This is a genomic window from Vibrio sp. zbq_1 (genome assembly GCF_043102935.1).
GTDB lineage: Bacteria > Pseudomonadota > Gammaproteobacteria > Enterobacterales > Vibrionaceae > Vibrio > Vibrio parahaemolyticus.
On record NZ_JBICJH010000044.1, the window covers coordinates 1 to 15672 of the forward strand.

Here is a 15672-nt window from a genome sequence, read left to right on the forward strand (position 1 = left end):
TTCTATACCGCAAATAGCGGCCTTTCTCGCACGCTACCGCATTCTTTCCTGACAAAAGAAAAACAAATCCTAGCACTCATCTTCATGAAACAAATAGAAAAGTAGTATGAATATGTGTGTTTGAACACGCAATTAGACGGCAAAAAGCATGATAACTGGGTCAGTATTGATAAATTGCAACACCTGTATAAATAAACAGCTTTGTAATGTTATGAAAAGTCAGTTTCTGATAAGTGTAAAAGAGCATATGCTTACTCGCCATTATGCCAACAAAACTATCGAGAGTTACCTATTCTGGATAAAGCGCTTTATCGTATTCCACCAGCTTGCTCATCCATCGAAGTTATCTGAAGACGACGTTATTCGATTTCTCAGCCACCTCGCTATCGATGAAAAAGTTGCAGTCAAAACTCAAGCATTGGCGCTGAATGCTATTTCGTTTTTATATCGAGACTTTTTTAAAACCCCGCTTTCACTGGATATGAGGTTCCAAAAATCACTGACGGAAAAGAAGCTCCCTGTTGTTTTGACTCGCGATGAAGTCCGCAGGTTTGTGCAACATATCGATCCGAGATATAAGCTTCACATCCAACTCCTATACGGTTCTGGGCTTCGAATTATGGAATGCCTTAGACTAAGAATCCAAGACATAGATTATGACTATGGTGCAGTGAGAGTCTGGCAAGGGAAAGGTGGAAAAAACCGTACGGTCACATTGGCGAAAGAGCTCCATGAGCCGCTAAAATCGCAGATGAACTTAGCAAGAAACTACTACTTCAAGGACCGGCATGTACCCGGATACGCAGGTGTTTACATCTCTGAAGGTTTACGCCGTAAATATCCGAATGCAGAATTAGATTTCAATTGGCACTTTTTGTTTCCGTCTAACAAGTTAAGTGTCGACAAAGAGACAGGGCAACTGCGAAGACATCATATAAATGAAAGCGCAATTCAAAGAGCGGTAAAGCGCTCCGCGCTCGATGCAAGCATAGAAAAAACGGTTACCTGTCACACGTTAAGACATAGCTTTGCAACGCATTTATTGGAATCTGGTGCCGATATTAGAACAGTGCAAGAGCAGCTTGGCCACACCGATGTAAAGACCACCCAAATATATACCCACGTGATTGAGAGAGGTGCAGGCGGAGTCCTAAGCCCTTTATCAAGTCTTTAAAAAAACAAAAGCCACCTGGTTGGTGGCTAGTATCATAAGCTGGTGATGAGTTAGTGACGCTCACCAAGTTTAACCATTCCTTTTGAGTCAAACCACAATGCTTGCGAGCGGCGACGACCAATAAGAATTGGACCATCATCATAGAACAAAAAGTTCTTCCAATGCTTTTTAAAAATCGACCATTTTGTTTCTATGACATTGTACTTTTCGTAACAGAAATACACGGTCACATCATCTTGCCAATCGATATGTGCATCAACTTCTTGTGGCATTTCAGGCTCATCCGATTCCCATGCAGCCATCCAATCTACAGATTCTAACCAATTTGATTCACTCATCGGCCAATCTTGTGAGCTTAGGCGGTCCATATCAGGGCTTTGCGCGCTAATGTTCTCTTTCCAAAATTGCGCAGAACGAGCTTGGCTCATCGGCTTGATAAATGCCAAATCTTCTTCTGGCACTGGCATCGACTGATGCGTAAAAATCCATTTTCTTTGGTATTCATCCAAAGGCAAATAAGACATTCAGTCTCCTTTATTACGATTTCAGCCAACCTTTCTCTGTGGCTTCTTCAATCAACTCTTTCGCTTTGTCCCACAAGGTAACAGAGCCAAATTCAATTCGTTTATTAATGGTAAGCGCCTGTTCACGCGTTACACTATTCTCTTTCCAACTTTGACCATCGTTATGGTAGTTCAAGAGCATGGGAATTAAACGGTCAAGCGCTTTTGCATATTTTGCATCATCACTCTGCGCGGCTTCAAATTCTTGCCAAAGCGCTAATAATTCTTGCCCTTGATCTGTTGGTAACATACCAAATAAGCGTTCAGCGGCTTTTATTTCTTTTTCTGCTTGCTCTTTTGAAGCTGCAGTATCATAAACAAACGTGTCGCCTGCGTCGATCTCAACAACGTCATGTATCAATAGCATTTTCATCACTCGACAGATATCGACTGGCGCATTTGCGTGCTCTTCCATTAATACTGCCATCAATGCGACGTGCCAACTGTGCTCACCACTGTTTTCAAGACGACCTTCGGCACTTTTCACCCGAGTACGACGCAATACGCTTTTGAGCTTATCAAGTTCAATGAGTAATGCTAACTGCTTTTCTAATCGATCCATATTAGCGCCCTTCTTGCTGCCAATGAGGGTTAGTTAATGATGCCAGCACATGGTCTTGCCATTCACCATTGATCAAAAGGTAATCTTTTGCGTAACCTTCTTTGCTAAACCCGACAAACTCTAGCACAGCTTCACTGCGTTTGTTATGAGGCATATAGCCGGCTTGGATACGATGCATTTTTTGCACGTTAAACATGTAGTCGCATGCCATTTTTAACCCACGACGCATATAGCCGTGACCTTGTGCCTCTTCCGCCAAGGAATAGCCAACGTTACAGCTATAAAATGGAAAGCGACTCATACTGCTGAATGAAATCGTTCCCAGCATGCGCCCTGTATCAACATGAATTAGCAAGCAATAGTAGCCAAGCCCCATGCGATGAAGCTCGTTCAACTTAATCAGTTTTTGGAGCCAACCATTAACAGAGAAAAACGCCTCTTCTCTCTTTGGTTCAAATGGCTTCAAATAATCGCGATTAGATTGAAAATACGCCGCGATCATATCGGCATCACCGATTTCAGCGGTTCGTAGAAGCAAGTCGCCGTCCAACTTGTGAACGGCGATTGATGAACTATGATCTTCCATTACAAACGACAACTTCCCTTTTCTTGATTACTCGCGTTAATTCTTACGAATCCCATAGTCACGTAACTTATTCGCAATAGACGTATGCGATACGTTCAAACGCTTCGCTAACTTACGACTTGACGGGAACGACTGGTACAAACGCTCCAACACCTGGGATTCATAATCACGCATGATCTCGTCCAAAGAACCATCAATATTAAGCGTTGCACTGCCCCCGCCAACTGACTGCGGCTGTGGCAAATTAAAATGTTCGGCTTTCAGTAGGTGACCATCCATTTCTGTTAGCGCTCGCAACACCATATTATCTAGCTGACGCATGTTACCCGGCCATTGGTAGCTGGCCAGAGCATCAACCAGACCGTCATCCAGCTCCGGCTTATCGATACCCAGCTGCTGCGCGTGTTTTGTCACGAACAAATCCAGCAAAGGTGCCACATCATTCGAGCGCTTACGCAGTGGAGGAATGCTTAGCGTGAGTACATTGAGGCGATAATACAAATCTTCACGGAACATACCCGCTTCAGAAAGCTCAGCAAGGTTATGTTTTGTCGAAGCAATAATGCGAACATCTACATGCATTTCATCTTCTGCACCAACACGACGGAAGTTACCATCTTGTAGAAAACGAAGAAGTTTGATTTGCAGATGAGCACTCATCTCACCAATTTCATCAAGAAATACCGTACCACCATTTGCCTGTTCAAAAATACCTTTGTGGCCTTGTTCGTGATTGAATGAACCCGGCGCATGACCAAACAGCTCGGTTTCTGCAACGTCATCTGGCATGGATGCACAGCTCAACACAAGGAATGGTTTACTCGCACGGCTTGAACGACTATGACAGGCTTTTGCGAGCATTTCTTTGCCAGTACCAGTTTCACCTTCGATTAGTAGCGGTTGATCCAGAACAGAAAGCTTCTTAGCCTGATTAATCAATGCCTTATGGCGGTTTGATATTCCTACGAAGTGCTCAAAACCCAATGGATTATGCAACGGTAGTCTTTCTTCTATTTGCGTGCCGTGCTGGCTTGTTCGAATGGTCATCAAAGTGCTTGCAAGCGTAGAATTCTGCGCTTCGTCTCTGATATAGACAGGCATGAGCTCTAAAATGTAATCCAACCCATCAATAACTAGGTTTTCACGAGTACGAGCGTTCACTCCTTCATACCAACGAGAGAAACGGACACTTGGTAATAACGCACCAATCTGAGTGCCAATGACTTCTTGTTTATGCAGGCCGAGTAGCGACAAAGCAGACATGTTCGCCATATCGACAGCACCTTTAAGGTCGATTGCAAAAACCGGGTCCGGCAAATTATCAACCAACGAAAGCAGCTCAGTGTTGTGGCGCTCCATTGGCATAAATTGGATTTTACGTACGTCTTTAACCCCCGGAATACGGCGGATTTCAGCCATCAACTCACTAAAAGTATCAAAATCAATATCTGGGCAGTTTAAATAGATGATGCCACTGATATCGATTTCAATACCACGTAAGTCGATACTTTTAGACGCTAAAATATCGAGCAGTTCTCGGGTAAGACCGAGTCTATCTTCACATAAGACTTCAAGACGCACTGAAAATATCCCAATTCACAACTGTCAGGAAAAGTTGACAGTAGTTTCTATCAAGCTTGTATTGGCGTCAAGCAATCCTATCGGTCAAAGGTGATATTCGTTATGGTTTCATCGTGATTGATGCAACTTTCGCCACCACGGCTTTGCGGATAGTCCCGAGTTTGACTTGGCGATCAGGATACCAAGGAAGCGGACGCAGTAAGGCCATCGCTTTCAATCCTAAACGCGCAGTTAGAATCCCCACGCCAAGCCCCTGCCCTGCACGAGCAGAAACTTTGCCAGCAAGATCCATCGACATCAAATCCATACCGGCGTCAATGGCTAACTCACTTGCACCTGCCGCTGCCATATTCACGAATACCGCTCTCAATAGCTTGATGCGCGAAGCATAACCTAATTCAACGCCATACACTTTGGATAAGTTATCGATCATTTTGAAGTTTCGCCACGCCACCAGCAACATATCAGCGGCGGCGAGTGGACTTACCGCAACTAGCGCAGCAGACTCAGTCGCGTGCTGAGAAACCACTTTTGTAGCGAGCTTGTCTTGTTGACTAACGACCATAGAATCGTACATATCAAGGATTTCCGCATCACTGTGTGCTGGATTAATGCTGTTCTGCCAGCGATCAAAGCCTGGGTTTTCTGCTAATACACCACTCTGTTCTGCCACCTTTTCGCAAAACACCTTGCCTTTACCCACACTGTCACTGTGAACGAGCAGTTCGGCTTCTTCCTGAATGCTGAAATGATTTCTTAATTTACGTAGCTTCCAGAGTTCTTTACCGATAGCACCTAGGCCCAATGATGACACAGCAGTAATGAAACCCGCCCAGCCTAATGCTAGCCAGTCAGCCGTTTGCACCGCAGTGACAACTGAGTCCACAGCCTGCCACCCGACCAATCCAGCAAAAGTAGCAAACACGCCGGTTGCGAGCCATTTTCTGCCCGGCCTAGGGCGAATCCCATGTTCAAGTTGCAGTTCTTGTTCGGTTTCAATTCGATCTTCTTCTATCTTCACTGGTACAAAAGTTTCTTTTTCACTGAATGTCTTTTGCGCCGTTAACTCTGGTGAATCCGATTGCTGCTCTTTCTCTAGTGCTTTTTCAGAGAAAATTTGTTTCTGCTTCAATTCGCTCATTTCAATTTGTCTCCTAGCAGATAATCCAGTGCTTTATCTAGACGTATGTGTTTCATCGGTTCATCACTTGCTGACGGCATAGGACGGAAGGAAGTAAAGTCGAAACCACTGTTTTGCCAATAGGCAGCATTGGGTAGCTTCTTAGGCACCTCTCCTGGGAACATCGTCATTGCCTCACCGTTTAAGGTCGTCCCTTGTAACGCAGAAATGGTTTTGTCGCCTGAGGTAATAAACCCAGAAGTGGTCGCTTGGATGGAAGCAATGCTCATACAACTCATTTCAATGTTCTCATAAGCAGCGGTTTGCCATGCTGGGTGCACCATTTGTTGCAGTAGAGAAACAAGATGCGGATGCTGATCTGGTGTCACGTGATCGGCCTTGGTGGCGGCAAATAGCACTTTGTCTATTTTTGGCGAGAACAAACGACGTAAAAAGCTACTGCGACCATAACGAAAGCTGTGCATGATCTGCTCAAGAGCCTGACGCATATCATAAAACGCCTCGTCGCCAGCATTAAGTGGCTGTAAACAATCCACCAGCACAATTTGGCGGTCAAATGTTGCAAAATGGTGCTTATAAAACGCTTTCACGACTTTTTGCTGATATTCATGAAAACGCGCTTCCAACATGGCTAAGTTGCTGCCTTTAGGCGCTTTGCTTTCCGATTCAAATCGACAAGGAAAGAACTGCAACACCGGTGCACCAGCAAGCTCTCCTGGTAACACAAATCGCCCTGGCTGAACCCAGTGCAGCCCAGCATCTTTACAAGCATGGAGATAATCCGTGTAAGCGTGAGCCACTTTCTCTAGCTGTTTTTCATCTGCATCCGCATTGAGCTCAATCTGTTCGAGTTCAGCTAGCCATGCTTGAGCTAACTCTTTGCGTTTGCCTTTCAGCGCGTCAAACTGCGTTTGAGACCAACTCGAAAAATTCATATCGAGCAAAGGCAAGTCCAATAGCCATTCCCCCGGATAGTCGATGATGTCAACATTGAGAACCGCCGTTTTACTGAGCAGCTTCTTGGTCGTTTTCTTTGGTTTGTATTTTAAAGCTAGGCGAATTTCGCTCACATCACGCGTTGGCACTGGCCATTGTGGTGGGTTCGCATGAATCTGGCTCATCGCCTCGTCGTAAGCAAAGCGAGGCACCATCATATTGGTTTGAGGTTCACGCTTTGCACCAATAAGGCGTTTGTCTCTCGCGGCGGTCAATAAAGGTAGATTGTCGTGAGTGGCGGTGTGAAGCAACTGATTAACCAAAGACGTGATAAAGGCCGTTTTACCCGCTCGGGATAACCCAGTTACCGCAATTCTTACATTAGAATCCATACCACGGCTGATAAAGTCGTTCACTTCTTGCTTTATTCTTTTCATAGTTTTTATTTATCTCACCAGTTTTTATACCCAACGCTTCCATAGAAGTAACTTGAGTATCACGAGTCTAAGTTTACCAACCTTAATCAAAGATGAACAAAATCTGCAATCTAGTGCTGACCTCGATAAGTGTAAAATATTGCTGCCTATAAACGGAAAAGCCTCTGAATCACTTCAGAGGCTTATATATTCTAACTAGCGGCTTGATGTTCTAATCTTCTTCAATCAGCTTGTAGATAACAAAGAGTGCGATTTCAAGAACAAACCAAAGCACACAAGTGATGGTGACGTATTTCTCATCAAAAATACTGATACCGTGAAGAATCAAGTCGTAGCCAACAAAGCCACCAACCACTACAGCAAGAATAATTTGTAGAATCTGAATAAAACGAGGCATGCCGTCTCCTAATTATTGTTCGCATAACGTTTGATTGCTATGCCCTGAGGTTTATATCTACATTATATAGACAAAAAGTGCAGTTTTCGCTGCACTTTTGTCAAATGTTTGCTAGGTAAATCAGCACCTTGTCACATTCTCTCTACTGAGACAATGTAAGATTGCCTTTTGCCTTATGCTTCCATCTCTTGAATTTTTACTTTCCAAGTGTCAGGACCGATTTGGTGCGCGTTAACGCCATTTGAGTCTACAGCCACTGTTACTGGCATATCTTCAACTTCAAATTCGTAGATCGCTTCCATACCTAAATCTTCAAATGCGACAACGCGAGCTTTCTTGATCGCTTTCGCTACAAGGTAGGCCGCGCCACCAACAGCCATTAGGTAAACCGCTTTGTGATTCTTGATAGATTCAACCGTTGCAGGGCCACGCTCAGCTTTACCGATCATGCCCATGATGCCAGTTTTTTCTAGCATCATATCGGTGAATTTATCCATACGAGTTGATGTTGTTGGGCCAGCAGGACCAACGACCTCATCACCAACTGCATCGACAGGACCTACGTAGTAAATGAACTTACCGTTTAGATCTACGCCTTCAGGTAGACCTTCTCCATTGTCTAACATGCCTTGAATACGTTTATGCGCAGCATCACGACCAGTCAGAATTTTACCTGATAGAAGAACGGTTTCGCCTGTCTTCCACTCTTGTACTTCTTCTTTAGTGATCGTGTCTAAGTTTACGCGACGCGTATTTTCGCCCGCTTCCCAAGTAATGTCTGGCCAATCTTCTAGTTTAGGTGGCGTTAGCTCTGCTGGGCCGCTGCCATCGAGCGTGAAGTGTACGTGACGAGTCGCCGCACAGTTCGGGATCAAACAAACAGGCTTAGAAGCCGCGTGCGTTGGCGCAGTTTTGATCTTAACGTCGACAACAGTCGTCAAACCGCCAAGGCCTTGCGCGCCAATACCAAGTTTGTTCACGCGATTGAAGATATCCAAACGAAGCTCTTCTTCTGCGTTTTGTGGGCCACGGTCAATAAGCTCTTGAATATCGATGTGTTCCATTAGAGATTCTTTTGCCAATACCGCTGCTTTTTCAGCCGTACCGCCAATACCAATGCCAAGCATACCTGGTGGACACCAGCCCGCGCCCATTGTTGGTAGCGTTTTCTCTACCCACTCAGCAATATCGTCAGATGGGTTTAGCATCACCATCTTAGTTTTGTTTTCACTACCGCCGCCCTTCGCTGCGATCTGAATTTCAACTTTATCGCCCGGTACCATGTTGATGTGTACGACAGCAGGCGTGTTGTCTTTGGTATTAATACGTTTACCGGCAGGATCCATAAGTACTGACGCACGCAACGGGTTATCTGGGTTCGTATACGCTTGTCGGACACCTTCATCTACCATCTGCTGAACCGTCATGTCGGTTGAGTCCCATTGCACGCCCATACCGATGTTGACGAAACACGTCACGATGCCAGTATCCTGACAAATTGGTCGGTGACCTTCTGCTGACATTCGGGAGTTAATTAGGATCTGAGCAATCGCGTCTTTCGCGGCTTGACTCTCTTCGCGGTGATAGGCTTTTTCAAGAGCTTGAACAAAGTCTAGCGGGTGGTAGTAAGAAATATACTGTAGCGCATCAGCGACACTGCTGATTACATCCTGCTTGCGTATTACCGTCATTACATGCCTCGTTATAGTTATGCTTCCATTATTGGCTTGGCTTCAATCGTGTTTGTTGAGCTTATTGCTCTTTTGAGCTTCTTTTTGTTATAAACAATTGTCGAACGGCTGATATCGACACACGAAACGCTGAAGTCGCCTACTTGTAAACCATCTCAAAACCCTATGAATAGAGGGAGTTTGGCTATACAGAGGAATATGATACTCTTGCTGCCCATGACATGCCATGCAGTGAACGATCTCTTTGTCACAAATTACACAAATGAACAACATGGACAATCAATTCATTGATTTTAAAGCGCTGGAATACGAACCAGAGTTTGCTCTTCACCTCTTTTCTCGCATTCAACACCAGCCTTGGGCGATGTTGCTGCGTTCTGCATCAGAAACGCATATCGATAGTCGCTTTGATGTGTTGGTTGCCAACCCAATTGCAACGTTAGAAACCATTGCCGACAGCACACAAGTTGAAACGCCATCGAATGCCTATTCAACTCAAGATGACCCATTCACGCTGCTTCATCAGTTGCAAGAACAGTGGCTTCCTCACGTTGAGTTAAATAAAGAATTGGATTTGCCTTTTGTCGGCGGAGCGCTCGGTTACTTCAGTTACGATTTAGGTCGACGCGTAGAAACAATGCCAGAACAGGCCGAAAAGGATCTCAACACGCCTGATATGGCGGTAGGTCTGTATGAATGGGCCGTCGTTGTTGACCACAAGCTTAAAAAAGCATGCTTAGTCGGTCAGAATATCGAGCAAGCTTGGCAATGGTTAGACAAACAAGAAGCGGAGCAAAGTGTAGACTTCGCTCTGTCCGGCGATTGGCAGTCAAACATGACGAAAGAGAGCTACGCCACTCGCTTTGACAAGGTGCAAGAATACTTGTTGAGCGGTGACTGCTATCAGATCAATTTGGCGCAACGCTTTAACGCACCGTATCAAGGCAGCGAGTGGCAAGCGTATCTGAAATTGGAGTCCGCCAACCAAGCGCCATTCTCAGCGTTTATCCGCATGCCTGAGTCTTCGATTTTGAGTATCTCTCCAGAGCGCTTTTTAGAACTCAAAGATCGCGTCATTGAAACGAAACCAATCAAAGGTACTCGCCCACGCAGCGAAGATCCAAAGCAAGATAACGCTAATGCCCATGACTTGCAGACAGCGGAAAAAGATCAGGCAGAAAACCTGATGATTGTCGATTTGCTGCGTAATGACATTGGTCGAGTTGCATCACCGGGTAGCGTTCACGTGCCCAAGCTGTTTGATATTGAAAGCTTCCCTGCCGTGCATCATTTGGTGAGCACCATTCGTGCGAATTTGGACGAGCAATATTCTCCTGCAGATTTGCTACGAGCGTGCTTCCCGGGCGGTTCAATTACGGGCGCACCTAAAGTTCGCGCAATGCAGATCATTGAAGAATTGGAGCCGCATCGACGCAGCGCGTATTGCGGCAGTATTGGCTACATTTCTCGCCATGGTCGTATGGATACCAGCATCACCATCCGTACTCTCGTCGCGGAAAATCACAAACTGTACGCTTGGGCTGGCGGCGGCGTCGTTGCAGATAGCGATTGTGCCTCTGAATATCAAGAAACGTTGGATAAGCTTTCAAAGATTTTGCCAGCGCTGCAATCGTAGGTTTCGACAGATGACAACGTCTCTTGAATCCTGCTGACGAAAACAAGTCAAAACGCCTCCAGTACGGAGGCGTTTTTGTGAGCGTTGTTTGTATGCCCTTTAGCGGCTAGCCGTTAGCCAACAAGCATCCGTTTTTTAAGAGACAGCGTCTACTGCTCGAGCCACTTACACATAATCTGTTCAATATCGGTTGCGGTGTACGGCTTAGTGAGGATATCGTCCATGCCTGAATCAATGCACTTTTGACGTTCTTCAATCGTTGTGCCTGCTGTTAAGGCGATGATTGGACGGTCGAAGCCTTTTTGTCGCAAGTGAGCCGTTGCTTCGTAACCATCCATTTCCGGCATTCGACAATCCATAAATATCAATTCGTAATCTTTGTTTTTAACCGCTTCTAGCGCTTCCAAACCATTGGCTTTTAAATCAGGAGTAATGTCGAGCTTTTTCAGCATCTGCGTCACAATGACTTGGTTCATTCGTATATCATCCACTACCAATATCGAGCGCCCAGCTAAGTCGCTTCGTTCGACAACAGCCAACTCACCCGACGCTGCACCTTGAGCTTGCCCCTCTTTTAAAGGGATGGAAACTTTAAAGGTTGTACCTTTGCGCTCTTCACTTTCGAAACTGATCTCACCTTGCATTAAATCCACGAGGTTCTTACAAATCGCTAAGTCCAAGCCTGAGCCTTCAAAACTGCGTTTTGCCGAACGGTCAACTTGTACAAAAGGGTCAAACAACGAACTTTGCGCCGCTAACGGTATCCCAATCCCGGTATCTTCCACCTCAAAAAACGCAGTGCCGTTTACCCACTCGACTCGCAAGACCACGCCGCCCAAATGGGTAAATTTGATCGCGTTCCCAATCAGATTGACTAAGATTTGGGTGATTCGTTCTAAATCGCCAATCAGAAACTCCGGAATGCCCAACTTCTTGTCGATAGAAAAATGAATGCGCTTCTCTGCCGCTTTCGCAGCAAATACGCCCGTAATGGCTTTTTCGAGATCATCCCACGCAAAAACCTTGTCGATAATTTCCATCATGCCAGCATTCATCTTGCTGAAATCGAGCAAGTCGTTGATGATGACGCGAAGTAAATCGCCCGACTGAATCAAATTACCGAGATATTGCCGTTGATCTTCTCCCAACTGAGTTTTGCTTAACAGATCTGCGCTGCCGAGTACGCCATTAAGTGGCGTTCTTAACTCGTGGTTAATCATCGCGACAAACTCTTTCGTCGCTTTTTCTGACTCTTCCGCTCGCTTTCTTAGCTCGACTTCACGTTCAAGGCTGAGGTGACGACTGATCACGCCGTGAACCAAATCAGAAACCAGTTCCATTTGTTTGGAGATAAAAGCTTGCTCAATTTGTTCCAACGACACAGAAAATATCAATTCGCCAACGACTCGCTCATCAATGATGATGGGTAAATGTAGCGCCTCATTCTGCCAATTGGGTGTTCGAGCGATAGGTTTGTCACTTTTTAGATCCAAATGCCCGAAATGATGACGACGCAAAGAAGTGAGTTGGACAGGATCAAGGTATAAATACGAAGCGGTAATAACAGAATTGGACGTCAGTTGCTCAAGAAAACTGGCAATCATTGTCTCGTCGAAAGTGCTGGAAAGGAATGTCCGTCCAAACCGAATAAGCGTGGCATCAATTTTTTCTTCAAACTCAAACTTGCGCAGATCGCTTTCCGATCGAAGTTCTAGCTTCTTTAATGCAACGCTCAATTTTTGCGTCGATTCGTAGAGCTCATAACTTTTTTGCTCTAAAAGCAGTTCTGCCGCCTTTCTTGAGGCGATTTCTCGTTTGAGTTTCCTTTCTAATGAGGAGTTACCCGTCATACTCTTCTTATTGTGCCTCCAGCCAAAATCGAACTTGGCTTCCGTCTTCGGTTTGGTTTTGATGCGTAATATGAATGACCTGTCCAAAGTGTGCAGCACAGCCTTTGAGCAACCCTAAACAAACATGCGCCATACACCTTGCACTGTGGTAGTCGAACACCAGTTCTGACTGTGTTTCGCTGATAAAATCGAACTTAGGCGGATTGGCGTCTGGGTAAAGTTTTTTAACTTCTACATGAATAAAGCATTCTACATGTCGAACAAATTGAAAGGTATTGTCGCACTGCTGCAAGCTTGCATGACTGGGAATGGAGCGTAGCAGGTTCAAAAATACGCTTTCACCAAACACTTCTTGTAACTGCTCTGGGGGAATATCAGAAACTTTGCTGAGATTGACGATCAGTTTGACTAAGTCTCGGTGATCATAACTGCCGACAGAGGTATATACCCCTTCGTCATCGGAAAGTTCGAGCACTTGGTCAAGCACTTCAAGTCCAAATTTGCTTTCCACTAACTCCATGAACTCGGTAAAGATTATCCCTTTCATTGGCAAACACCAACCTCATTGCAACGCCTTAAAAATAAGAATGGTGTATAACCCTATAAGTTTCAAATCAATATGCTTCGGCAGAGTGAGACACAAAGCACAAAGCAAAAGGTTGCCTAGATGTGAAGCGATTTTCCTTTAACATTTGAGCTTACTGTTTTATTAACAATGAGGCGGAGTGCACTCACCACTCATTTTCTCACTCAAGCACGCTCGCTTCCGGAGTTTAGGGTTATTATCTTGGGTGTATAATAATGAGTAGGCACGAAAATTAGGGGTTCGGTTTGGTTATCGACAAAACAAAATTGCTGCAGAACTTTCAATTTCATCTTCCGACGGGGTATCACAAGGAGTCTCTTGCCCGCCTGAATTTTATGAAAGGTAAACCGCTTCGAGACGCCGCGGTTCTGATTGGTTTTGTGGATAGACCTGAAGGCCTACAAGTGATTTTGACCAAGCGAGCCGAACATCTTCGGCATCATCCAGGGCAAATCAGCTTTCCTGGCGGTAAGTTTGAACCCGAAGATATCCATCTGGTGAATACGGCGCTTCGTGAGACTAATGAAGAGGTCGGTATAGAAGATAAACACATTCATGTGTTCGGTCAGTTACCAAAACTGCCAACGATTAGTCAATTTAATGTGACGCCATTTTTGGCCTTTATTTCTCCGGATTATAAAACGCATATTGACCCAAATGAGGTCGAGTCGGTTTTTGAGGTACCAGCCAACCATATTTTGAACCCAAATAAGCTCTACAGCAGTAAGTTTGAGTTAAAAAGAAGCAGTCATCGTGTATTTGCTATCCCATATCGTCAACATTTCATCTGGGGCATGACGGCGCAGATCATTGAGTCGATGCAAAAGCACATCATTTCCGGCTAAATCTCTCCTCTTTCATTCGATAATGATCATACGACCAATGCGATCATTATGTGCATCAATATTAATAAAACGTTACTTCATAAACATTCATTCACATTAGATTAATTTGCCATTTTCACCGCAAACGCTTGCGGTGAAATAAATTTATACAAATCGCCCTATTGATAAGTTTTTCTAATTTTACTCATTAGCAATAATCACGAGTAGCACATCATTTTCGTGATAAAAAGCAGGTTTTTGACATATCATTCAATAAGCACGAGCAATACATGATTTAGATCTAATTTTCCTAGTGTAAAATCTTGCAAAATTGCCCGCGACTTATTTCCTGTTCCCAAAATGAGTAACTCAAAAATGAATACAACTACTTCTGCGGTTTCTACCGCACAATCGTCTAGTAAGTTTACTTACAAAGACTTCACCTGGTGTCTGTCTCTGTTCGGCACGGCAGTAGGTGCAGGTGTACTTTTCCTTCCTATTAAAGCTGGTGCGGGTGGTTTTTGGCCATTAGTAATCCTAGCTCTAATCGCGGCACCAATGACTTGGTTCGCACACAAATCTCTAGCTCGCTTCGTTCTTTCAGCTAAGAACCCAGAAGCAGACATCACTGACACAGTAGAAGAACACTTCGGTAAAACTGGCGCAAACCTTATTACGTTCGCATACTTCTTCGCTATTTACCCAATCGTACTTATCTACGGTGTTGGTATCACAAACACGGTTGACTCTTTCCTAGTTAACCAAATGGGCATGGAATCGATTCCTCGCTGGCTACTTTCTGGTGCGCTTATCGCAGCAATGACAGCAGGCGTAGTATTCGGTAAAGAACTGATGCTGAAAGCAACTTCAGCAATGGTTTACCCTCTAGTGTTCATCCTATTGGCGTTGTCTTTCTACCTAATCCCTGAGTGGAACACATCTATGATTGAAGTGGCTCCAGACTGGGCTGCAATGCCAACTATCGTTTGGTTAGCAATTCCTATCATCGTATTCTCATTCAACCACAGCCCAATCATTTCTCAGTTCTCTAAAGAGCAACGCATGCAATACGGCGACGAAGCTTACAAGAAAACAGACATGATCACTGGCGGTGCAGCGATGATGCTAATGGGCTTTGTTATGTTCTTCGTATTCTCTGTAGTACTTTCTCTATCTCCAGAGCAACTAGCATCTGCGAAAGAACAAAACATCTCTGTACTTTCTTACCTAGCGAACATCCACGAATCTCCACTGATCTCTTACATGGGTCCATTGGTTGCATTCGCGGCGATCACTTCTAGCTACTTCGGTCACTTCCTAGGTGCACACGAAGGTCTAGTAGGTCTAATCAAATCTCGCTCACAATCTCCAGTAAGCAAGATCGAAAAAGGTTCTCTACTGTTCATCGTTATCACTACTTGGATTGTGGCTATCGTTAACCCAAGCATCCTAGGCATGATCGAAACAATGGGCGCGCCAATGATTGCGGCAATCCTATTCTTGATGCCTGTATTCGCGATGCAAAAAGTTCCAGCAATGGCGAAGTACAAAACTTCAGCACCTGTGCAAATTTTCACAGCAATCTGTGGTCTTGCAGCAATTACTTCTGTAATCTACGGCGCTCTTTAATCATCCCTGTTTTTTAACAGAATGATTAATCCAAAAATATAACGATAAAATTAAGCCTCCCAACTCCCCTTGGGAGGCT

Annotated in this window: 14 protein-coding genes; 4 read left to right on the forward strand and 10 right to left on the reverse strand. The window is 44.7% G+C overall.

All coding sequences use genetic code 11. From position 1 onward, the window contains the following. Positions 1-211 precede the first annotated feature (211 nt). A complete protein-coding gene (locus ACF8CV_RS22385; RefSeq protein ID WP_021448851.1) occupies positions 212-1174 on the forward strand; it encodes an integron integrase in 963 nt (320 codons plus the stop codon). 50 nt (positions 1175-1224) lie between these two features. Here the strand turns inward: ACF8CV_RS22385 and ACF8CV_RS22390 are convergent, their stop codons facing one another. The 8 genes from ACF8CV_RS22390 to ACF8CV_RS22425 all read right to left on the reverse strand — a co-directional run bounded on the left by ACF8CV_RS22390 (position 1225) and on the right by ACF8CV_RS22425 (position 9068). Then, complete coding sequence (locus tag ACF8CV_RS22390; RefSeq protein ID WP_005458833.1) at positions 1225-1698, reverse strand: DUF2947 domain-containing protein; 474 nt, start codon at positions 1696-1698, stop codon at positions 1225-1227. Positions 1699-1711: 13 nt separating this feature from the next. Next, the gene (locus ACF8CV_RS22395; RefSeq protein WP_138937534.1) at positions 1712-2299 is read right to left on the reverse strand and encodes an HD domain-containing protein; all 588 of its coding nucleotides are present in this window, start codon (positions 2297-2299) and stop codon (positions 1712-1714) included. A gap of 1 nt (position 2300) precedes the next feature. Continuing rightward, positions 2301-2885: a GNAT family N-acetyltransferase gene (locus ACF8CV_RS22400; protein ID WP_025501949.1), complete on the reverse strand. Its 585-nt coding sequence runs from the start codon at positions 2883-2885 to the stop codon at positions 2301-2303. Positions 2886-2921: 36 nt separating this feature from the next. Beyond that, complete coding sequence (tyrR, locus tag ACF8CV_RS22405) at positions 2922-4466, reverse strand: transcriptional regulator TyrR (RefSeq protein WP_138937535.1); 1545 nt, start codon at positions 4464-4466, stop codon at positions 2922-2924. 100 nt (positions 4467-4566) lie between these two features. Further along, positions 4567-5607, reverse strand: coding sequence for a YcjF family protein (locus tag ACF8CV_RS22410; protein ID WP_138937536.1), 1041 nt, complete (start codon positions 5605-5607; stop codon positions 4567-4569). Further along, complete coding sequence (locus ACF8CV_RS22415; protein ID WP_005483259.1) at positions 5604-6980, reverse strand: YcjX family protein; 1377 nt, start codon at positions 6978-6980, stop codon at positions 5604-5606. The genes ACF8CV_RS22410 and ACF8CV_RS22415 overlap by 4 nt, the downstream gene beginning before the upstream one ends. A gap of 211 nt (positions 6981-7191) precedes the next feature. Further along, complete coding sequence (locus ACF8CV_RS22420) at positions 7192-7377, reverse strand: hypothetical protein (protein ID WP_005458825.1); 186 nt, start codon at positions 7375-7377, stop codon at positions 7192-7194. 173 nt (positions 7378-7550) lie between these two features. Further along, on the reverse strand, positions 7551-9068 hold the full coding sequence (locus ACF8CV_RS22425) for a fumarate hydratase (protein WP_005376905.1): 1518 nt from the start codon (positions 9066-9068) through the stop codon (positions 7551-7553). Positions 9069-9339: 271 nt separating this feature from the next. Here ACF8CV_RS22425 and pabB point away from each other — a divergent pair, with 271 nt between their 5' ends. Beyond that, positions 9340-10704 (forward strand): aminodeoxychorismate synthase component I, encoded by a 1365-nt coding sequence (pabB, locus tag ACF8CV_RS22430; protein WP_138937538.1) that lies wholly within the window; start codon positions 9340-9342, stop codon positions 10702-10704. A gap of 149 nt (positions 10705-10853) precedes the next feature. On the opposite strand, the gene ACF8CV_RS22435 is transcribed toward pabB, so the two are convergent. Further along, entirely contained in the window at positions 10854-12554 is a 1701-nt protein-coding gene (locus tag ACF8CV_RS22435) for an ATP-binding protein (protein ID WP_138937539.1), read from the reverse strand. 7 nt (positions 12555-12561) lie between these two features. Beyond that, positions 12562-13101: a heme NO-binding domain-containing protein gene (locus ACF8CV_RS22440; RefSeq protein ID WP_031415797.1), complete on the reverse strand. Its 540-nt coding sequence runs from the start codon at positions 13099-13101 to the stop codon at positions 12562-12564. 284 nt (positions 13102-13385) lie between these two features. On the opposite strand from ACF8CV_RS22440, the gene ACF8CV_RS22445 reads away from it, so the two are divergent. Beyond that, positions 13386-13985, forward strand: a complete 600-nt coding sequence (locus tag ACF8CV_RS22445; protein WP_005458814.1) for a CoA pyrophosphatase — start codon at positions 13386-13388, stop codon at positions 13983-13985. 354 nt (positions 13986-14339) lie between these two features. After that, positions 14340-15593, forward strand: a complete 1254-nt coding sequence (locus ACF8CV_RS22450; RefSeq protein WP_005458812.1) for a serine transporter — start codon at positions 14340-14342, stop codon at positions 15591-15593. The last annotated feature ends 79 nt before the right edge of the window (positions 15594-15672 follow it).